General features: G+C 73.4%; 20 protein-coding genes. 9 read left to right on the plus strand and 11 right to left on the minus strand.

The window, feature by feature from the left end:
- Positions 1 to 11: 11 nt before the first annotated feature.
- Positions 12 to 899, plus strand: a complete 888-nt coding sequence (locus tag ACFVDM_RS07415) for a phosphotriesterase (protein WP_383634465.1) — start codon at positions 12 to 14, stop codon at positions 897 to 899.
- Positions 900 to 902: 3 nt separating this feature from the next.
- Here ACFVDM_RS07415 and ACFVDM_RS07420 read toward each other — a convergent pair whose 3' ends face one another.
- Positions 903 to 2,126 (minus strand): ROK family protein, encoded by a 1,224-nt coding sequence (locus tag ACFVDM_RS07420; protein WP_383634390.1) that lies wholly within the window; start codon positions 2,124 to 2,126, stop codon positions 903 to 905.
- A 165-nt stretch (positions 2,127 to 2,291) separates the two neighbouring features.
- Between ACFVDM_RS07420 and ACFVDM_RS07425 the strand changes: the two genes are divergently transcribed.
- The 3 genes from ACFVDM_RS07425 (at position 2,292) to ACFVDM_RS07435 (ending at position 4,791) form a co-directional block, all read left to right on the plus strand.
- The gene (locus tag ACFVDM_RS07425; protein WP_383634392.1) at positions 2,292 to 3,536 is read left to right on the plus strand and encodes an MFS transporter; all 1,245 of its coding nucleotides are present in this window, start codon (positions 2,292 to 2,294) and stop codon (positions 3,534 to 3,536) included.
- Between the two features lie 118 nt (positions 3,537 to 3,654).
- Positions 3,655 to 4,413, plus strand: a complete 759-nt coding sequence (locus ACFVDM_RS07430; protein ID WP_383634393.1) for a maleylpyruvate isomerase family mycothiol-dependent enzyme — start codon at positions 3,655 to 3,657, stop codon at positions 4,411 to 4,413.
- A 45-nt stretch (positions 4,414 to 4,458) separates the two neighbouring features.
- Positions 4,459 to 4,791 carry a DUF6332 family protein gene (locus ACFVDM_RS07435; protein ID WP_383634395.1) on the plus strand — a complete coding sequence of 111 codons (333 nt, stop codon included), beginning with the start codon at positions 4,459 to 4,461 and terminating at the stop codon, positions 4,789 to 4,791.
- Here ACFVDM_RS07435 and ACFVDM_RS07440 read toward each other — a convergent pair.
- The 4 genes from ACFVDM_RS07440 to ACFVDM_RS07455 all read right to left on the minus strand — a co-directional run bounded on the left by ACFVDM_RS07440 (position 4,752) and on the right by ACFVDM_RS07455 (position 8,209).
- The gene (locus tag ACFVDM_RS07440) at positions 4,752 to 5,414 is read right to left on the minus strand and encodes a response regulator (RefSeq protein WP_383634397.1); all 663 of its coding nucleotides are present in this window, start codon (positions 5,412 to 5,414) and stop codon (positions 4,752 to 4,754) included. The genes ACFVDM_RS07435 and ACFVDM_RS07440 overlap by 40 nt on opposite strands.
- Positions 5,411 to 6,715, minus strand: a complete 1,305-nt coding sequence (locus ACFVDM_RS07445) for a sensor histidine kinase (RefSeq protein WP_383634399.1) — start codon at positions 6,713 to 6,715, stop codon at positions 5,411 to 5,413. Before ACFVDM_RS07445 ends, ACFVDM_RS07440 begins: the two co-directional genes overlap by 4 nt.
- Before the next feature lie 109 nt (positions 6,716 to 6,824).
- A complete protein-coding gene (locus tag ACFVDM_RS07450; RefSeq protein ID WP_383634401.1) occupies positions 6,825 to 7,415 on the minus strand; it encodes an SMI1/KNR4 family protein in 591 nt (196 codons plus the stop codon).
- 53 nt (positions 7,416 to 7,468) lie between these two features.
- Complete coding sequence (locus ACFVDM_RS07455) at positions 7,469 to 8,209, minus strand: TetR/AcrR family transcriptional regulator (RefSeq protein ID WP_383634403.1); 741 nt, start codon at positions 8,207 to 8,209, stop codon at positions 7,469 to 7,471.
- Between the two features lie 148 nt (positions 8,210 to 8,357).
- Here ACFVDM_RS07455 and ACFVDM_RS07460 point away from each other — a divergent pair, with 148 nt between their 5' ends.
- On the plus strand, positions 8,358 to 8,810 hold the full coding sequence (locus ACFVDM_RS07460) for a nitroreductase/quinone reductase family protein (RefSeq protein ID WP_383634405.1): 453 nt from the start codon (positions 8,358 to 8,360) through the stop codon (positions 8,808 to 8,810).
- Between the two features lie 65 nt (positions 8,811 to 8,875).
- On the opposite strand, the gene ACFVDM_RS07465 is transcribed toward ACFVDM_RS07460, so the two are convergent.
- On the minus strand, positions 8,876 to 10,090 hold the full coding sequence (locus ACFVDM_RS07465; RefSeq protein WP_383634407.1) for a geranylgeranyl reductase family protein: 1,215 nt from the start codon (positions 10,088 to 10,090) through the stop codon (positions 8,876 to 8,878).
- Between the two features lie 183 nt (positions 10,091 to 10,273).
- Here ACFVDM_RS07465 and ACFVDM_RS07470 point away from each other — a divergent pair, with 183 nt between their 5' ends.
- Positions 10,274 to 11,638, plus strand: coding sequence for a dipeptidase (locus ACFVDM_RS07470; RefSeq protein ID WP_383634409.1), 1,365 nt, complete (start codon positions 10,274 to 10,276; stop codon positions 11,636 to 11,638).
- Positions 11,639 to 11,770: 132 nt separating this feature from the next.
- Positions 11,771 to 12,484, plus strand: coding sequence for an MBL fold metallo-hydrolase (locus tag ACFVDM_RS07475; protein WP_383634410.1), 714 nt, complete (start codon positions 11,771 to 11,773; stop codon positions 12,482 to 12,484).
- On the opposite strand, the gene ACFVDM_RS07480 is transcribed toward ACFVDM_RS07475, so the two are convergent.
- The gene (locus ACFVDM_RS07480) at positions 12,443 to 13,480 is read right to left on the minus strand and encodes an NUDIX domain-containing protein (RefSeq protein WP_383634412.1); all 1,038 of its coding nucleotides are present in this window, start codon (positions 13,478 to 13,480) and stop codon (positions 12,443 to 12,445) included. The genes ACFVDM_RS07475 and ACFVDM_RS07480 overlap by 42 nt on opposite strands.
- A 215-nt stretch (positions 13,481 to 13,695) precedes the next feature.
- Here ACFVDM_RS07480 and ACFVDM_RS07485 point away from each other — a divergent pair, with 215 nt between their 5' ends.
- A complete protein-coding gene (locus ACFVDM_RS07485; RefSeq protein ID WP_383634414.1) occupies positions 13,696 to 13,872 on the plus strand; it encodes a hypothetical protein in 177 nt (58 codons plus the stop codon).
- Positions 13,873 to 13,999: 127 nt separating this feature from the next.
- Here the strand turns inward: ACFVDM_RS07485 and ACFVDM_RS07490 are convergent, their stop codons facing one another.
- Together ACFVDM_RS07490 and ACFVDM_RS07495 are read right to left on the minus strand one after the other, a co-directional pair.
- Positions 14,000 to 14,266 carry a hypothetical protein gene (locus tag ACFVDM_RS07490; RefSeq protein ID WP_383634416.1) on the minus strand — a complete coding sequence of 89 codons (267 nt, stop codon included), beginning with the start codon at positions 14,264 to 14,266 and terminating at the stop codon, positions 14,000 to 14,002.
- A gap of 92 nt (positions 14,267 to 14,358) precedes the next feature.
- A complete protein-coding gene (locus ACFVDM_RS07495; RefSeq protein ID WP_383634418.1) occupies positions 14,359 to 15,519 on the minus strand; it encodes an FAD-dependent oxidoreductase in 1,161 nt (386 codons plus the stop codon).
- 114 nt (positions 15,520 to 15,633) lie between these two features.
- Here ACFVDM_RS07495 and ACFVDM_RS07500 point away from each other — a divergent pair, with 114 nt between their 5' ends.
- Positions 15,634 to 16,314, plus strand: coding sequence for a TetR/AcrR family transcriptional regulator (locus ACFVDM_RS07500; RefSeq protein WP_383634420.1), 681 nt, complete (start codon positions 15,634 to 15,636; stop codon positions 16,312 to 16,314).
- A 30-nt stretch (positions 16,315 to 16,344) separates the two neighbouring features.
- Here ACFVDM_RS07500 and ACFVDM_RS07505 read toward each other — a convergent pair whose 3' ends face one another.
- Together ACFVDM_RS07505 and ACFVDM_RS07510 are read right to left on the minus strand one after the other, a co-directional pair.
- Positions 16,345 to 17,241: a carbohydrate ABC transporter permease gene (locus tag ACFVDM_RS07505; protein WP_383634422.1), complete on the minus strand. Its 897-nt coding sequence runs from the start codon at positions 17,239 to 17,241 to the stop codon at positions 16,345 to 16,347.
- Positions 17,238 to 18,152: a carbohydrate ABC transporter permease gene (locus ACFVDM_RS07510; protein ID WP_383634424.1), complete on the minus strand. Its 915-nt coding sequence runs from the start codon at positions 18,150 to 18,152 to the stop codon at positions 17,238 to 17,240. Before ACFVDM_RS07510 ends, ACFVDM_RS07505 begins: the two co-directional genes overlap by 4 nt.

Consider the following 18,152-nt stretch of genomic DNA (forward strand, 5'->3'; position numbering starts at 1 on the left):
CGCGGACGGTGGTGCGGACCGTGCTCGGCGACGTCCCGCCGGACGCGCTCGGGGTGTGCGACGCCCACGACCACCTGTTCCTGCGCAGCCCCGTGCTCCCCGGCCAGGAGCTGGACGACCCCGTGGCGGCGGACGCACGGCTGCGCGCGTTCCACGGACTCGGCGGCCGGACCGTGGTCCAGTGGACGCCGTACGGGATGGGGCGCCGGGCCGCTCTGCTGGCGGAACTGTCGCGGACGACCGGGACCCATGTGGTGGCGGCGACGGGCCTGCACCAGGCGGTGCACTACCCGGCGGAGCTGCTCGACGGGATCCGGGACGGTCTCGCGGACCTGTTCGTCTCCGAGCTGACCGGGGGCATCGGCTCCACTTCCGTCCGGGCCGGGCTCATCAAGGTGGCCGGGGCCTTCCACGCGGTGGACGCGCACGCCCGGCTCACCATGACGGCGGCGGCCGAGGCGCATCACCGCACCGGCGCCCCGATCGCCGTCCACCTGGAGCTGGGCACGGCCGCCCTCGACGTGCTGGAGCTGCTGTGCGGCACGCTCGGCGTGCCGCCGCACCGGGTGGTTCTCGGCCATCTCGGCCGCTCCCCCGACCTGCCGGCCCAGCGGGAGGCGGCCCGCTCGGGGGCGTTCCTCGCCTTCGACGGCCCGTCACGGACCCACCACGCGACGGACTGGCGGCTGCCGGAGGAACTGGCGGCACTCGCCGACGACGGTTTCGCCGGGCAGCTCCTGCTGGGCGGCGACACCACGGTGCCGGAGACCCCGGGCATGCCCCACCTGCTGCGCCGGCTCCGGCCCCGGCTCACCGAGGTGCTGGGCGCGGACACCGTGGAGCGGATCCTGGTCGCCAACCCGGCGCGGGCGTTCGCCTTCGAGGCCCCGGCGGCCTGAGCCTCACACGGTCTGTGCCAGGGCGGCCAGGGGGTCGTCCAGCACCGGCTGCCAGGCCAGCTCCGCCGCGCCGACGAGGCTGTTGTGGTCCAGGGTGCAGGGCAGGATCGGGACGCTGCCGCTGCGCCCCCACAGACTGCGGTCGGCGACGACGGCGCGCAGCCGTTCGGGGTCGGCGTCGAGCAGCGCGCGGTGCAGTCCGCCGAGGATGATGCGGTCGGGGTTGAGGATGTTGACGAGTCCGGCGAGCCCGAGGCCCAGCCGGTCGATCAGTTCCTCGGCGGCGGCGCGGACCGCCGGGTCGGCGTACTCGTTGCGCAGCAGGTCACCGGACTGTTTGAGGAGGGACTCCTCGGGGCCCGGCGCGCGGCCCGCGGCGGTGAGGAAGGCCAGCGGGTCGGTCTCGACGTCGAGGCAGCCCCGGCCGCCGCAGTGGCAGGGGCGGCCCTCGGGGTTGACGGTGAGATGGCCGACCTCCAGCGCGAGCCCCGAACTCCCGGTGTGCAGGCGGCCGTCCAGGACCAGGGCGCCGCCGACACCGCGGTGCCCGGTGGCCACGCACAGCAGGTGCTGGGCGCCGCGTCCGGCTCCGTGGCGATGTTCGGCGAGCGCGGCGAGGTTGACGTCGTTTCCGGTGAACGCGGGGCCGGTGATGCCCGCTTCGCGGACGCAGGTGGCGAAGATCTCGCGGACCGGGGCGCCGGCGGGCCAGGCGATGTGCAGCGGGTTGAGCGCCGTTCCCTCCGGCTCGGCGACCGCCGACGGCACGGCGAGACCGGCGCCGACGCAGCGCAGTCCGCTGTCGCGGAGCAGCCGCGCGCAGTCGTCCACGACGGCGCCGATGACCTGTGCGGGGTCGGCGGTGATGGTGACGCAGCCGGGGGCGGTCGCGATGAGCCGGCCGCCCAGCCCGACGAGCGCGGCCCGGAATCCGTCGGCGTGGACCTGCGCGGCGACGGCCACCGGACCGGACTCGCGCACCGCCAGCCGGTGCGAGGGGCGGCCCTGCGAACCGGCCGCCGAACCGGGGCTGGAGTCGACGCGGATCAGGCCGAGCGCCTCCAGTTCCGCGGCGACGGCGCCCGCGGTGGCCCGGGTGACACCGAGCTCGGAGGTGAGGACGGCGCGGGTGGGCGCGCGTCCGGTGTGGACCAGCTCCAGCGCGGGCCCGAGCGCGCTGCGGCCCCTCTCCAACTTCGTCCGGGTGGTGGTCACCTTGCCGTTCATGGGGGCGAGTCTCCCATGATCCGGAGGTCGCGCGGGCGCCGTTGCGCCGCCGCGCTCCCCCGTACCACCGCACTCCACGGGGCGGACCGGCGGCCCCGGATCCCTTGCGCGTACGGGCCGGCGGCCGTCTTGCGTCCATGGCCCGGCGACCCCTATCCTGAGTTTGTGCCGCAACTAAACAAACTGCGGACGGCACTGCCGGGGGGACCGGGCGACACCATCGCCGCACCTCCGTCGACACGCCTCCGTACCGCGCTGACCGTGTTCTTCGCCCTCGACGGGTTCCTCTTCGCCGGCTGGGTGGTCCGTATCCCGGCCATCAAGCAGCAGACCGGCGCCTCGGCCTCCACCCTCGGCCTCGCGCTGCTCGGCGTCTCCGCCGGTGCCGTGATCACCATGATGCTGACCGGGCGGCTGTGCCGCCGGTTCGGCAGCCATCCGGTGACCGTGGTCTGCGGCGTCCTGCTGTCGCTGAGCATCGCCCTGCCCGCCCGCACCCACTCGGCGCTCGCCCTGGGGCTGGTCCTCCTGGTCTTCGGCGGCGCGTACGGCGCCATGAACGTGGCGATGAACAGCGCCGCCGTCGATCTGGTCGCCGCCCTGAGGCGGCCCGTCATGCCCAGCTTCCACGCCGCGTTCAGCCTCGGCGGCATGATCGGCGCGGGGCTCGGCGGGCTGGTCGCGGGCGGGCTCTCCCCCTCCGCGCACCTGCTCTGCCTGACGGCCGTCGGCCTGCTGGTCACGGCCCTCGCGGGCCCGGTCCTGCTGCGCCACCCCTCGGGGACCCCGCTGCGCAGCAGCGCGGGCCACGGGCCCGCCGCCTCCTCGCCCCTGACCGGACGGACGCGCCGCCTGGTGCTCCTGTTCGGCGTGATCGCGCTTTGCACGGCGTACGGCGAGGGGGCACTGGCCGACTGGGGCGCGCTCCATCTGGAACAGGACCTGGACGCCCATCCCGGGGTCGCCGCGGCCGGCTACTCGCTGTTCGCACTGGCCATGACGGCCGGCCGGCTCAGCGGCACCGCGCTGCTCGAACGGCTGGGCCAGACCCGCACCCTGGTCGTCGGCGGGGGCACGGCGGCGGCCGGCATGCTGCTGGGCTCGCTCGCCCCGAACGCGTGGCTCGCGCTCGCCGGGTTCGCGGTGACCGGGCTCGGCCTGGCCAACATCTTCCCGGTGGCGGTCGGCAGGGCCGGTGAACTGGCCGGCCCCGGCGGGGTGGCCGCGGCCTCCACGCTCGGCTACGGCGGCATGCTGCTGGGGCCGCCCGCGATCGGCTTCCTCACCGACTGGTTCTCGCTGCCCACGGCGCTCACCACGGTCGCCGTACTGGCCCTGGCGGCCGCCGCGCTCGGCTACGGCGCCCGCCACGCGTCCGGCTCCGGGACGGCCGCCCGGGGCGTTCTCTGAAAGTCCCGCCTGCCCGGCGGCGCCACTTTCCCTCCACGCCCCCGCACCGCCCGGGTGCGCGGTGCGGGGGCGGAAAAACCTCGTCCCCGCACCGCGCGCCCCTGGCAGAATCCGAGCCATGAAGATCATGGAGCACATCGAATCCCTTTCCGCCGAGGGCCGGTTGATGGCCGACGCGGCCGAGGAGGCGGGGACCGGAGCGCCCGTGCCGACCTGCCCCGGCTGGCGGGTGCGTGATCTGCTCGACCACACCGCGGCGGTGCATCGCTGGGCCGCCGCCTTCGTGACCGAGGGCCACCGCGCCTATGTCCCCGAGACCGAGGTGCCGGAGCTCGACGGCATCGCGCTCGTCGACCGCTTCCGCGCCGGACACCAGCACCTGGTCACCGCGCTGGAGAACGCTCCGGAGGACCTGGAGTGCTGGACCTTCCTCCCGGCCCCCTCCCCGCTGGCCTTCTGGGCCCGCCGCCAGGCGCACGAGACGAGGGTCCACCGCTTCGACGCCGAATCCGCGCTCGGCCGGACGCCGGCCCCGGTGGCACCCGCCCACGCCGAGGACGGCCTGGACGAGCTGCTGCGCGGCTTCCATGCCCGTCCGAAGAGCCGCGTGCGCACCGACGTCCCGCGCACGCTGCGCATACGGACCACGGACACCGGCGCGGTCTGGGACGTCCGGCTGACCACCGAACCCCCGGCCGCCGTGCGCCTGGACGCGACGGAGGACCGGGCGGAGCACACGGCTCGGGCGGACTGCGAGGTGGCCGCCACGGCCGGACAGCTCTACCTCGCTCTGTGGAACCGCGCCCCGCTCGACGCCCTGCCCGCGACCGGTGACACGGACCTCGTCCGGCTCTGGCAGGAGCACTCGGCCATCTGACCGGGCGCCTTGTCCGCCGGGCACCCCGGCTGTGACACTGCGGGGATGGGAGACCGCGACCGGGCGGAACGTGACGCGATGACCGTCGAGATCGTCTTCGCGGTGGTCACCGCCGCCCTGCTGGCGGCGGTGGCCTTCGCCGCGGTCTGTGCCCCCGCGTTCCTCGCCTCGGGCCGGGCCGGCTCCGGACTCGTGAGGGTCGCGGCGTGCACGGCCGGGGTGGTCTTCCTCGGCCGGGTCGTCGACGTGCTGCTGCGCTTCGGGCGCCGGGGCACCGAGCGAGAGATCGGCGGACGCGCTCCTTCCGCCACGGGGAAGGGCCGGACACCTGCCGGGGATCAGCCCATCCAGCCGGGCCGCACCAGCCCGGACTCATAGGCGAGGACGACCAGTTGGGCCCGGTCGCGGGCGCCGAGCTTGACCATGGTGCGGCTGACGTGGGTCTTCGCGGTCAGCGGGCTGACGACCAGGCGCCGGGCGATCTCCTCGTTGGAGAGCCCCATGCCGACGAGTGCCATCACCTCCCGTTCCCGCTCGGTCAGTTCACCGAGGGCGGCGGCGACGGGCTCCTTGGAGCGGGCCGCGAACTCGGCGATCAGCCGGCGGGTGACGCCCGGGGAGAGCAGGGCGTCACCCCCGACGACCGCGCGGACGGCCCGCAGCAGTTCCTCCGGTTCGGTGTCCTTGACGAGGAAGCCGGAGGCGCCTGAGCGGATCGCCTCGAAGACGTACTCGTCGAGTTCGAAGGTGGTCAGCATGATCACCCTGACCCCGTCCAGCGCGGGGTCCCCGGTGATGGCGCGGGTCGCGGCCAGGCCGTCGAGGCGGGGCATCCGGATGTCCATCAGGACGGTGTCGGGGCGCAGCTCGCGCACCAGGCGCACCGCCTCCTCGCCGTCGGCGGCCTCACCGGCCACCTCGATGTCCGGCTGGGCGTCCAGCAGGGCGCGGAACCCCGCCCGGACGAGCAGTTGGTCGTCGGCGAGCAGTACGCGGATCACGCTGTCCCCTTCCGGTGCGCCGGCCCGTCGGAGCCGCCGGTCAGCGGGAGCTCGGCCTGGACCCGGAAGCCTCCGCCGGATGCGGTTCCCGCCTCGATCGTGCCACCCAGGGCCGCGGCCCGCTCCCGCATCCCGGCCAGTCCGTTGCCGCTGCCGCCCGCTTCCGTGCCGGTGGCGGGTCCGTCGTCGTCGATTCGGAGCAGGACGCGGCCCTGTCCGTAGCCGACGAGGACCCGGGCGGTACGTGATCCGGAGTGCCGGACGACGTTGGTCAGGGCCTCCTGGACGATCCGGAACGCGGCGAGGTCCGCCCCCGGCGGCACGGTGCCCCGCTCGCCCTCGGTCGTGACGGTGACGGTGAGGCCCGTGCTCGCGGCCTGCTCGACGAGCTCGGGCAGCCGGCCGAGTCCGGGGGCGGGGGCCCGGGGGGCGTCGCCGGGGGTGCGCAGGGTGTCCAGGACCTGCCGCACCTCGCCGAGCGCCTCCTTGCTGGCGGCCTTGATGGTCGTCAGCGCGGTGCGGGCCTGCTCGGGATCGGTGTCGATGAGGGCGAGGCCCACGCCCGCCTGGACGTTGATGACGGAGATGCTGTGGGCGAGGACGTCGTGCAGTTCGCGGGCGATCCGCAGCCGCTCCTCGTCGGCCCGCCGCCGCTCCGCGCGGGCGCGCTCGGCGCGCTGCGCCGCCCACTGCTCCCGGCGTACGCGGACGAACTCGGCGGCGGCCACGATGGCCACCACCCAGGCGGTCACACCGGCCTCCTGCCCCCAGGGCCGGGCGCTGTCACCGTCCGGCGGCAGCCAGCGGTAGAGCCAGTGGCCGACGAGGATGTGCCCCGCCCACACCATGGCCACCGCCGACCAGGCGGCGCGGCGGTGCCCGGCGACGACGGCGCTGAAGCAGCCGACCGCCACGGCCAGGAAGACCGGCCCGTACGGATAGCCCGCACCGAGGTACACCGTGGCGGCCGCCGAGGCACCGAACACGACCGCGACCGGACGGCGGTGCCGGAACAGCAGGACCGCGACGGAGGCGAGCAGGAGCAGCCGGGCGAAGAGGTCGAGCGGGACCTTCTCGCCCTCCTGGCTGTGCGCGGCGACGGTCGAGCCGACCATGACGACGACGCCGATCAGGATCGTGGACACCCAGGGCAGCCGGGCCCGCGCCCCGTCGCTGCCACCGGTCAGCCAGCCCGGCGGTTCCCCGCCGCCCCGGCGGCCCCTCGCCCACGGAGGACGGTGCGCCGTTCCGCCCCGGCCTCCGGGGGACCCGTCGCCCGTCTCCGCTCGCTGGTCGTCCATGGCGGCCACGCTAGACCGCGCACCGTCCCGGAGGCGTCCGCCCGGCGTGGCGATCGCCCGTACTCCCCCGGGAGTACGCGAACGGCCTCGGCGGGCCGCCGGACAGGGCTCAGCGGCCGACAACGGGGCTCGGAGGGGACGGCGGCCCCCAGCCCGGCGGCAGAAGCGCCCACGAACCGTGCTCCAGCCACTCCCCGAACCGGACGGGGCGGCCGCCGCCGGCGTGGTCCAGGGACAGCGGGACGATCAGGTCGCTGGTGGCCCTCCCGTCCCACCAGACCGTGCCGGCCAGCGGGCCGGTCACGGCCAGCAGGGTGGAGAAGCCGCAGCCGTGCTCCTGGATGACGACCGCACCGGCCGTCTTCAGGTCCTCGGCCCGATCGGCCTCGTCGACCCAGGCGCGCCGGGCCTCCGCATACGCGGCATCGTCCGCGAACTCCTCAACCCGGGGCTCGCGCGCCACCGGTTCACCGTCGCTCCCCGCACAGGAGTCCGGATGCGGGAAGGCCGTCGTCAGCAGATCGCGCCGCCACGCGTCGTTCCCGGCCCACCACCAGCCGCGCCCGGTCCGCCGCAACGGGAGGAGCGCCCCGCCCGCGCTCACCTCCCGCAGGTACGCCCGGTACTCCCCGGGGAGACGAACGCCGAGTTCCCTCTCGGCCTCGGCGATCTCGGCTTCGGTGAGGGGCGGTTCCGTCATGGGAGGAGCCTACGGGCCTCGTACGAACCGCCGGACCGTTGTCCGAGGGATGCCTAGCGGTTCCCCATCAGGCCGACGCTCCGGCCCAGTTCCGTGACGGCGTGGCGGAAGAAGACCTCGCGGTCCTCCACCACCCGGTTGAACTGGCCGAACAGCTCGAAGGACAGCAGCCCGAAGAGCTGCGACCAGGCGGCGACGAGCGGGGCGGCCGCGGCCGGCGGCAGTCCGGGCGCGAACGCGGCGGCCAGCCGCTCGGCCTCGGGGCGCAGTTCCTCCGCGAGCGGCGGGAGCGCCAGTCCCTCGGTGCGGTGGGCCTCCTCGACGACGGCGATGAGCCGGAGGCCGACACGGGAGGCCGGGGCGACGGTGGTCTGCGGGGCGGTGTAGCCCGGCACGGGCGACCCGTAGATCAGCGCGTACTCGTGGGGGTGTGCCAGGGCCCAGGTGCGGACGGCGCAGCCGACGGCCGTCCAGCGGGCGAGGCCGGTGCCGTGCGCGGGGGCGGGGGCCTCGGGGTCGGCGGGGGGTGCGGGAGTCTCCGTCACCTCGCGGTCGGCGCGCTCGGCCGCCGCGCCCACGGCGTCGTACGCGTCGACGATCAGAGCCGTCAGCAGTTCGTCGCGGCTGGGGAAGTAGCGGTAGAGAGCCGACGAGACCATGCCCAGCTCGCGCGCCACCGCGCGCAGCGACAGCTTCGCCGCTCCTTCCTCGGCGAGCTGCCGCCGGGCCTCGTCCTTGATGGCGGCGGTGACCTCGATGCGGGCCCGCTCCCTTGCTCCCTTGATTGCGCTCATGCCCTTCAGTCTGCCATGGAAATGGAGCACCGACCAGAAACGAGAGCAGTGCTCTTGCTTTCGAGCACCGCACCAGTACACACTGATCTCAAGCGAGAGCACTGCTCACTCACCCAGAGCACCGCTCTCACCAACCATGGGGGTCACCATGTCGCAGCCGTACTACCGCCGGGGCAGCGCCTTCACCGTCCGCATGAACAGCGTCGTCGGCTGGCTGGCACGGCACGGGATCAGCCTGATGGGTTCGCAGGAGCTGTCGGTACGGGGCCGCAAGAGCGGTCGGATGCAGCGCATCCCGGTCAACCTCCATACCTACGAGGGCGTGCAGTACCTCGTCTCGGCACGCGGCCACTCGCAGTGGGTGCGCAATATGCGCGCCGCGGGCGGCGGCGAGCTGCGGGTAGGCCGCAGGACCCGCTCGTTCACAGCGGGGGAGATCGGGAACGACGCGCACAAAGCGGCGGTCGTCCGCGCCTATCTGGAGCGCTGGGGCTGGGAGGTCAACCAGTACTTCCAGGGCATCACGGCCACGTCCACGGACGCCGAACTCCTGGCGGCCCTCCCCGACCACCCGGTCTTCCGGGTGCGCGTCGACAACTGACTCCGGGGCCGGACCGCGCGTCTCGCGGAACCGACCCCGGAGCCTCGGGTCAGAAGGGAAAGGGGTTAGCGGTCCATCGCCGACAGCGCCCGCTGCGCCAGCGGGTGCGAGCGGACCAGTTCGGCCAGCGAGGTCGTGCCCCGGGTGACTCCGGCGAACGCGTTCCACGCGGGCCGGAATCCGGTCAGAACGGCGTGCAGCACACCGGGGCGGCGCTCGAAGAGCTTCAGCATGCGGCGTCCCACGCTCATCTCGACGCCGAGGCCGGCCTTGATGGCGAAGGCGTAGTTGAGCGCCTGACGGCGCGCGTCGACGGCGTCGTGCGACTCCGCGACCCGTACGGCCCACTCACCGGCGAGCCGCCCCGAGCGCAGGGCGAAGGAGATGCCCTCCCGGGTCCACGGCTCCAGCAGTCCCGCCGCGTCCCCGCACACCAGGACCCGGCCGCGCGAGAGCGGCGAGTCCTCGCTGCGACAGCGCGTCAGATGACCGGAGGAGATCTTCGGTTCGAAGCCGGCCAGGCCGAGCCGCGCGATGAAGTCCTCCAGATAGCGCTTGGTGCCCGCGCCGTCGCCCCGGGCCGAGATCACCCCGACGGTCAGGGTGTCGCCCTTGGGGAAGACCCAGCCGTAACTGCCGGGCATGGGGCCCCAGTCGATGAGCACCCGCCCGGCCCAGTCCTCGGCCACGGTCGGCGGCACGGGGATCTCGGACTCCAGACCCAGGTCCACCTGGTCCAGCTTCACCCCGACATGGGCTCCTATCCGGCCGGCGCTGCCGTCGGCACCCACCACCGCACGGGCCAGGACGGTCTCGCCGCCGGAGAGCACGACGGCGACCGTGCGCCGGTCGGGCACCGCGGCTCCGTGCTGCTCGACCCGGGTCACCGTCGCACCGGTGCGCAGTTCGGCGCCCGCCTTCTGCGCCTCCTCGACCAGGCCCGCGTCGAACTCGGGCCGATTGATGAGGCCGAAGAGCATGCGCCGGGAGCGGCGGGTCCGCGCCAGCCTGCCGTTGAGCGAGAAGGTGACCGCGTGGATCCGGTCCCGCAGGGGCAGTTCGAATCCGGGCGGCAGCGCGTCGCGCGAGTACCCGATGATGCCGCCGCCGCACGTCTTGTAGCGGGGCAGCTCCGCCTTCTCCAGGAGCAGTACCCGGCGGCCGGCGACCGCCGCCGCGTATGCCGCCGAGGCTCCCGCCGGTCCGGCGCCGACTACGACGACGTCCCACACGGACGACTCTTCGTGCTCATGTCCGGCGTCTGCGTTCTCGCTGCTCACGATGTGCTTCTGCTCCCGATCCGACCAGTGGCCCCAGCTGCTCCAGGCATCCTACGGCGCGCTGCGAGCGCTCCCCGCTGTGGGAGGATCGGCCGAGCCTCCGCCGTACCCGCGATACCGCACTCCTGGTGTCCGGGTGGCCGGATTCGTACCCATAACGCCGCACCTACGAGGAGCGTACCCATGACCGTCCATCCGATTTCCGAGACCGTCGCCTCGTTGATGCCCCGCGCCCGGACGGAGCTCGCGGAGCTGGTGGCCTTCCAGTCGGTGGCTGACCCGGACGTGTTCCCGAGGAGCGAGTGCGAGGCGGCGGCCGCGTGGGTCGCCGACGCCCTGCGCGCCGAGGACTTCCAGGACGTCGCGCTGCTCGACACCCCGGACGGCACCCAGTCCGTCTACGGCTACCTGCCCGGCCCGGCGGGCGCTCCCACGGTGCTGCTGTACGCGCACTACGACGTGCAGCCGCCGCTCGACGAGTCGGCCTGGCTGTCCCCGCCGTTCGAGCTGACGGAGCGTGACGGCCGCTGGTTCGGCCGGGGCGCGGCCGACTGCAAGGGCGGTGTGGTGATGCATCTGCTGGCGCTGCGCGCCCTCAAGGCCAACGGCGGGGTGCCGGTCTCGGTGAAGGTGATCGCCGAGGGCTCGGAGGAGCAGGGCACCGGCGGTCTGGAGCAGTACGCGCGGTCGCACCCGGAGCTGCTGACGGCGGACACCATCGTGATCGGGGACACCGGCAACTTCCGCGTCGGACTGCCGACCGTCACCTCGACGCTGCGCGGGATGACGATGCTCCGGGTCCAGCTGGACACCCTCGAAGGCAACCTGCACTCCGGGCAGTTCGGCGGTGCCGCGCCCGACGCGCTGGCCGCGATGATCCAGTTGCTCGCGTCGCTGCGGGCCGAGGACGGCTCGACCACCGTCGACGGTCTCACCGACGACGCGGCGTGGGAGGGGCTGCAGTACCCGGAGGAGGAGTTCCGCTCGGACGCCAAGGTCCTGGACGGGGTCTCCCTGATCGGCACGGGCACGGTCGCGGACCGCGTCTGGGCGCGTCCGGCCGTCACCGTCATCGGGATCGACTGCCCGCCGGTGATCGGGGCGACGCCCTCCGTACAGGCGAGCGCCCGCGCGCAGATCAGCCTGCGGGTGCCGCCGGGCGCCGACGCCGTCGAGGCGACGAAGCTGCTGACCGCGCATCTGCACGCGCACACCCCGTGGGGGGCGCGGATCTCGGTCGAGCAGGTGGGCCAGGGGCAGCCGTTCCGCGCCGATCTGTCGAGCCCGGCGTACACGGCGATGGCCGACGCCATGCGGACCGCGTACGACGGCCAGGAGATGCAGTCCTCAGGGATGGGCGGCTCGATCCCGCTGTGCAACGCGCTCTCCGAGCTGTATCCGGAGGCCGAGATCCTGCTGATCGGTCTGAGCGAGCCCGAGGCGCAGATCCACGCGGTGAACGAGAGCGTGTCGCCCGAGGAGCTGGAGCGGCTCTCGGTGGCCGAGGCGCTGTTCCTGCGGAACTACGCGGAGTCCAAGAAGGTCTGAGGCTCCGGGCGGTGTCCGGGGCGGCCGGCCGGGGTGGGATGTCCGCGCCCCGGCCGCCGCTACGCGCAGAGCGAAGCTCGCCCAGAGCGTAGTCGGGGGCCGCCGCGGAGCGTGCGCGCTTACGTTCGCGGCATGGAACTCATCGAGATACTTCCCCGGTTGCACCTGCTCCGTTTCCGGATCGGCCAGGCCTACCTCTGGCGCGACGGGTCCGAACTGACCCTGATCGACGCGGGCGACGCGGAGAGCGGACCCGCCATCGAGGAGGCGGTCCGCGGACTCGGCCACGATCCGGCCCGGATCGCCCGGATCGTCATCACCCACGGTCACCGCGACCACTACGGCGCCGCTCAGGAACTCGCCGACCGGTACGACTGCGAGATCCTCGCGCACCGGCTGGACGCCCCGTACATCCGGGGCGAGGCGGAGGTCCCCGCCCCGGACCTGCTGGACTGGGAGATCCCCATCCACGCCCACGGGCTGACGGTGCCCGTGGCACCGCCGACCCGGGTGGACACGGAGCTGTCCGACGGGAGCGCGCTGCCCTTCGGCGACGGGGCGGTGGTGGTCCACTCCCCCGGGCACACGCCGGGTTCCGTCGGCATCCATCTGCCCCGGCACAAGGTCCTGTTCACCGGGGACTGCGTCGCCGAGGCGCAGGGACAGGTGCTGCTGGGCGTGATGAACATCGACCGGGAGCGGGCCGCGGCCTCCTTCGGCCGGCTGGCGGACCTGGAGGCGGCCACGGTCTGCTTCGGTCACGGCGAACCGCTCACCGAGGACGCGGTGGCGGTGATGCGCGCCTCAGCCCACGGGGATGCCGGCCTCCAGGTTGAGCACGGCTGAGCGCTCCCGGGCGCGCAGGGCCCAGCGCAGCCGTTCGTACCGGGTGGGAGGCAGCATGGTGGCCGCCTCCTCCTCGGTGACGAACCGCCAGTCCCGCAGCTCCGATCCGGGCAGCAGCAGTCTCCGGGCATCCGCTCCGGTCAGGGTGCCTCCGTCGAAGATCAGGCGCAGACCGCCGTAGCCGGGCGGCCGGGGGGCCTCCCAGTCGACGACGAGCAGCCGGGGCACCCGGTCGAGGTGGATCCCTATCTCCTCGGCCACCTCCCGTATCCCGGCCTGCGCGGGCGCCTCACCGGCCTCCACCACACCGCCGGGGAATTCCCAGCCCGGTTTGTACGTGGGGTCGACGAGCAGGACCCGGTCGTGCTCGTCGAAGAGCAACACCCCGGCCGCGACGGTCTCGGCCGTGGGGTCGGGGGTCTGCACGATCTCGCAGACGGGCGCCGCCCCGGTCCGTACGGCCTCGGCGATCCGCTCGGCCGTCTCGCGCGGGGTGAGCGCGCTGTTGTCGATGGTGTGGGCGTCGGGGGTGATCCAGCGGAGCGCGGATTTGTAGGGCGCGATCCGGTCGAACGCCCAGCGGCCGGTGCTGTCGACGCGCTCCGGGTCCTCGGGGAACTGGGCCCGGTGCGCGATCCGTTGACGCAGGATCGTTTCCTCAGGTCGGAGCAGTACATGGTGCACGGAAACGCGCTTGGAGGCGAGCCCGCCGAAGATCTCGTCGCGGTACTCCTGCCGCAGCAGGGTCATCGGGACGACCAGCACACCGCCGATCTCGGCGAGCAGCGCCGCCGCCGTGTCGACCACGAGGCGCCGCCAGATCGGCAGGTCCTGGAAGTCGGTCACTTCGGCGAGTTTCTTCTGGGGCAGCAGGGATCCCAGCCCCGCCCCGGTCAGTTCCGGGTCGTACAAGGTGCTGTTCGGGATCAGATCGATCAGTTCACGCGCGGCGCTCGTCTTGCCCGCGCCGAACGCACCGTTGATCCAGACGATCACGGTTCCCCCTCTTCCGTAGCCCCCAGTGGCTTGCCCGCAACACCGTGCCGCGAAAACACGACTGTGGCGGTGACGTTGCCGGAGCGCAACCACGCCGTCCGGCCGGGCGGCTGCTTCCGGTGGGCCGAAGGCGCCCGTTCGGGCCGTTCCGGGCGTAACGGCGGGCCCCGCTCGTCGTTGGAGCGGACATCGGAACGAACGACAGGGGGTGCACCGTGCGCCGCACCGTACTGGAACGGTTTCCCGCGAGGGATCCACGGGGCAGTTGGCCCGCGGAGGAGTTCGCGGCGGCCCGTCGCGGCGAGGGCGTCGCGGCGGAGGTGGTGATGGACCTGGAACAGGACGCGTTCCTGGTGGTCGTACCGCAGCAGGGCATGGACCGCGGCCGGTGACCCGGGGCGGGGCGCGCCGAAGCCGCGCGGGCCGGCCGCCCGGTGTCCCGGCGGCGCCCCACCTCCGGCTCGGGCCCGCCGGAGGTGCCCCGGCCGCCGCCGGGGAGCTCCCGGTCCCGCGCAGCGGTCAGGGCGTGTCGCCGCGCCAGTCCCACTTGTCCGGATCCTCGCCCCGCGGTCCGTACTCCGCCCGGCCGCCGGCCCCGTAGGCGCCGATCTCGGTGACGAGGGCGGAGCCGTCCGCGAGGGCGACGTCGGTCCAGCCGGTCACGTCCAGCAGCAGTCCGTCGAGCGGCCCGCCCACCAGCTCCCGGTAGGAACGGCCCGGCTTGGGCCCGGGGTCGGGGTCGTCGTGATCGGCGCCGTACACGCGACGCCGCATGATCTCGTCCATATCCGCAGGATCGCACCCGCCACTGACAACGCCCTCGGTCCCCGGGCCCGGATGACTCGATCGGACCCGCACCGCCCGCGCCCGAACGGCCCTCAGACGGCCGTTGGAGCGGTGGTGTCCGGTTCCGCCGGGGCGCGCCCGTCCTCCTCGGGGCGGAAGAAGGCCAGCATCCGCCGGGCCGCGTCGGGCGCCGCGAGTACGGAGTGCAGCCGTTGGGACATCCGGGCCGCCTCCCCGGCGCGTTCGAACATCTCGCGTTCGTAGGCCGCGACGGCGGCGGGGACGTCGCCCGGCCGTCCGGCCAGGGCGAGGGCGAGCAGTGCGCCGTCGAGCAGCGCCATGTTGGCCCCCTCCCCGACCGGCGGCATGAGATGCGCGGCGTCGCCGACGAGCGTCACTCCGGGCACCGGGGCCCAGCTCAGTCCGGCCGGGAGACTGCTGACGGCCCGTGGCACGACGAGGTCGTCGCAGGCCCCGATGAGGGTGGCGAAGCGGGCGTCCCAGCCGGGGAGCAGTTCGATCAGCCGGGCACGGGCGGCGGCCGGGTCGTCGAAGGGGATGCCGCAGGTGTCGAGCCAGTCCTCGTCGGTGCGGTGGAAGCCGATGCCGATGCGCACCCGGCCGTCGCCGTTGCGCTGGGCGGCCAGGGTCAGCCCGTCTCCGAGCGCCCAGTAGCTTCCCCGGCCCACCATCTCCGCGAGTTCGGGGTGCGTGCGGTCGATGTCGGGGATGCCGATCTCGACGGTGTGGTGGCCGGTGTGCGCGGGGCGGGCATCGGTGACCAGCGGGCGGACCCGGGAGAAGGCGCCGTCCGCGCCGACCAGCAGCTCGCAGGGTGCGCTGCCGCCGCCCTCGAAGTGCAGCCGGCCCGGTTCGGCGCGGGTGAGGGTGTGGCCCCAGCGCACGACGCCCTCGGGCAGGGAGTCGAGCAGCAGGGCGCGCAGATCGGCGCGGTCGATCTCGGGACGGAGGAGCGGGGCGTCGTCCGGGGTGTCCTCCTGGAGCAGCAGCGTGCCGTCCGAGTCGAGCAGACGCAGGTCCTGGCCCTCGCCCCGGGCGAGGGCCAGGAAGGCGTCGAGCAGGCCGGCCTCGCGCAGGGCCCGTTGCCCGGAGTGGATGTCGAGCATGCCGCCCTGACCGCGCGCGTGGCGCGAGGACTCGCGTTCGTAGACGACGGATTCGATGCCGTGCACATGCAGCACCCGTGCGAGGGCGAGCCCGCCGAGGCCCGCTCCGACGATGGCGATGGTCATGGTTGCCCCCTTGTTCGACGGTCGTCCGGTCCCGTGCCGTGCACGGCGAACCGCCCGATACACCGTATCGTTCGATACGGTGTATCGGCCAGCCGCCCGGGTATCGTCGGCCCCATGTTCGTGTGGGAGCGGCCGGAGCCGCCGCAACGTCCGGTTCCTGCCCCGCTGAGCCGTGGGCTGATCGTGGGTGCGGCGGTCCGGCTGGCCGACGCCGACGGGCTGGATGCGGTGTCGCTGCGCAAGGTCGCCACCGCGCTGGACGTCCGCCCGATGCGGCTCTACGGCTACATCGACAGCAAGGAGGAGCTGCTCGATCTCATGGTCGACGCCGCCCACGAGGAGATCCGGCCGGCCGGTGACGGATGGCGGGAGGTGCTGGAGTCGCTGGCGACGGGGATGCGGCACGCTGTGCTCGCCCACGAATGGCTCGCCGACCTCCTCGGCGGGCGCCCGCAGCTCGGACCGCACGCGCTGGCCGTCAGCGAGAGCGTGCTCGCCGCGCTGGACGGTCTGGACGTGGACGACGTCATGCCGGTGGTCTCGGCGGTCAACGCGTACACCATCGGGACGGTGCGCCGGGAGGTCGCCGACCGGAGGGCCGAGCGGGCCACCGGCCTGGACGAGAAGAGCTGGCAGGCCACCCGGGGGCCGTATATGCGCCGGGCCTTCGCCACCGGGCGGTACCCCGCGCTGGCCGCGGTGGTGCGGGACGCCGCGCACCTCGGCCCCGACGAGACCTTCCGGACCGGACTCGCCTTCCTGCTCGACGGCATCGGGGCCCGCGTCGCCCGGTGACCGGGGCGCCGATGCCGCCGGGTTGCGGTGTCACCCCTTGCCGGACCCCAGGGTGAGGCCCGCGATGAAGTGGCGCTGGAGCAGCAGGAAGACCACCAGGGTGGGGAGGGCGACGATCACCGAACCGGCGGCGAGCAGGTTGTAGTCCGTGAAGAACTGACCGCGCAGATTGTTCAGCGCCGAGGTGATCGGGAGCTTGTCACCGTCCGAGACGAAGACCAGCGCCCACAGGAAGTCGTTGTACATCCAGGTGAACTGGAGCGTGCCCAGGGCGGCGAGCGCGGGGCGGCAGAGCGGGAGGGTGATGCGCCAGTACCGGGTCCAGACGCCCGCGCCGTCCACGACCGCCGCCTCCAGGATCTCCTGCGGGAGGGTCCGCATGAAGTTGGCCAGGACGAAGACGCAGAAGCCCAGCTGGAAGCCGACCTGCACCAGGACGACGGCCCAGTAGGAGTCGAACATCGTCATCGAGTCGGACATCCAGTACGGCAGCGGGATCCGGTTGAAGACGACGTACAGCGGGGTGACGATCACCTGCTGCGGAAGCAGGTTCCCGGCGGTGAAGAGCATCAGCAGGACGAGCCCGCCGCGCAGTTTCAGCCGGGCGAGCGCGAAGGCCACGAACGAGGCGAGGAAGAGCGTGACCAGCACGCCGGGGACGGCGATGATCAGTGTGTTGACGAAGTACTTCGTCATGCCGGAGTCGGAGAACGCCTGCCGGTAGTAGTCCAGGGAGAGATGGCGCGGCAGCGAGAAGTAGCCGTGCTCGGAGGTCTCCTCGTACGGGCGCAGCGAGGCGTAGACGGCGAGCAGCAGCGGGGCGAGGAAGGCGAGCGAGACCGCCATGAGGAAGGCGTGCACGCCCAGCCGGCCGGGGCGGACGCGGCGCCGGGCCGGGCGGGCGCCGGCCGGATGCGGCGGGGTCATCGGTCCTTCTCCCCTCGGAGTTCCTGCACCAGGTACGTCACGACGAATCCCAGCGAGACGACGAGCAGGACGACGGCGATGGCGGAGCCGAACCCGATCCGGCTGGCCTCGCCGATGATGTTGTCCGTGACGAGGACGGAGAGCAGTTCGAGTCCGTTGCGGCCGTGGTTGACCGCGTAGACGATGTCGAAGGCGCGCAGCGACTCGATGACGGTGATGACGCCGACGATCACGTTGACCGGCCGCAGGGTGGGGAAGACGATGCGGAAGAAGGTCTGCGTCTCGCTCGCCCCGTCGATGGCGGCGGCCTCCTTGAGGGAGGTGTCCACGGCCTTGAGCCCGGCGAGGTAGAGGATCATCACATAGCCCGTGTGGCGCCAGGCCGCCGCCAGCAGGACCATCCAGATGTTGAGGTCGGGGTCGCCCAGCCAGTCCGTGGGAGTGCGCGTGTCGCCGATGACGGCGTTGAGGGCCCCCTGGTCGCGGGAGAAGACCAGCTGGGCGATGAAGCCGACCACGGCCAGGGAGAGCACCACGGGCATGTAGAGGGTCGACTGGTAGAACCGGCTGAAGCGCACCCCCTTGTCGACGAGGACGGCCAGCAGCAGTCCGAAGGGGGTGGCGACCAGGCCCAGGAAGGCCAGCCAGAGCAGGTTGTGACGGGCGGCGGGCCAGAACGGCGGGTAGTTCGTGAAGAGGTTCGCGTAGTTGCGCGTGCCCACCCACTCGATGTCGCCGATCCCGTCCCAGCTGGTGAACGAGAGGACGACGGAGGCCAGGGTGGGCCCCCACACCACGGCGAGGTCGAGCAGGAGGGGCAGGCCGAGCAGCGCGCCCAGGACGGCCAGGTCGCGGCGGGTGAACCGCCGCGTGCCCCGTCGTCCGGTGCGCCGTCCCGAGGTGAACGACAC

Origin of the sequence: Streptomyces sp. NPDC057682 (assembly GCF_042799575.1) — a bacterium.
Classification (GTDB): Bacteria; Actinomycetota; Actinomycetes; order Streptomycetales; family Streptomycetaceae; genus Streptomyces.

Bases quoted from the DNA above. Each gene is read 5' to 3' on its own strand.
- ACFVDM_RS07495 (WP_383634418.1), bottom strand. From the start codon at position 15,519: ATGACCATCGCCATCGTCGGAGCGGGCCTCGGCGGGCTCGCCCTCGCA.
- ACFVDM_RS07450 (WP_383634401.1), bottom strand. From the start codon at position 7,415: ATGACGGAACCGCCCCTCACCGAAGCCGAGATCGCCGAGGCCGAGAGG.
- ACFVDM_RS07445 (WP_383634399.1), bottom strand. From the start codon at position 6,715: ATGGACGACCAGCGAGCGGAGACGGGCGACGGGTCCCCCGGAGGCCGG.
- ACFVDM_RS07475 (WP_383634410.1), top strand. From the start codon at position 11,771: ATGGAACTCATCGAGATACTTCCCCGGTTGCACCTGCTCCGTTTCCGG.
- ACFVDM_RS07460 (WP_383634405.1), top strand. From the start codon at position 8,358: ATGTCGCAGCCGTACTACCGCCGGGGCAGCGCCTTCACCGTCCGCATG.
- ACFVDM_RS07430 (WP_383634393.1), top strand. From the start codon at position 3,655: ATGAAGATCATGGAGCACATCGAATCCCTTTCCGCCGAGGGCCGGTTG.
- ACFVDM_RS07500 (WP_383634420.1), top strand. From the start codon at position 15,634: ATGTTCGTGTGGGAGCGGCCGGAGCCGCCGCAACGTCCGGTTCCTGCC.
- ACFVDM_RS07455 (WP_383634403.1), bottom strand. From the start codon at position 8,209: ATGAGCGCAATCAAGGGAGCAAGGGAGCGGGCCCGCATCGAGGTCACC.
- ACFVDM_RS07435 (WP_383634395.1), top strand. From the start codon at position 4,459: ATGGGAGACCGCGACCGGGCGGAACGTGACGCGATGACCGTCGAGATC.
- ACFVDM_RS07470 (WP_383634409.1), top strand. From the start codon at position 10,274: ATGACCGTCCATCCGATTTCCGAGACCGTCGCCTCGTTGATGCCCCGC.
- ACFVDM_RS07490 (WP_383634416.1), bottom strand. From the start codon at position 14,266: ATGGACGAGATCATGCGGCGTCGCGTGTACGGCGCCGATCACGACGAC.
- ACFVDM_RS07505 (WP_383634422.1), bottom strand. From the start codon at position 17,241: ATGACCCCGCCGCATCCGGCCGGCGCCCGCCCGGCCCGGCGCCGCGTC.
- ACFVDM_RS07420 (WP_383634390.1), bottom strand. From the start codon at position 2,126: ATGAACGGCAAGGTGACCACCACCCGGACGAAGTTGGAGAGGGGCCGC.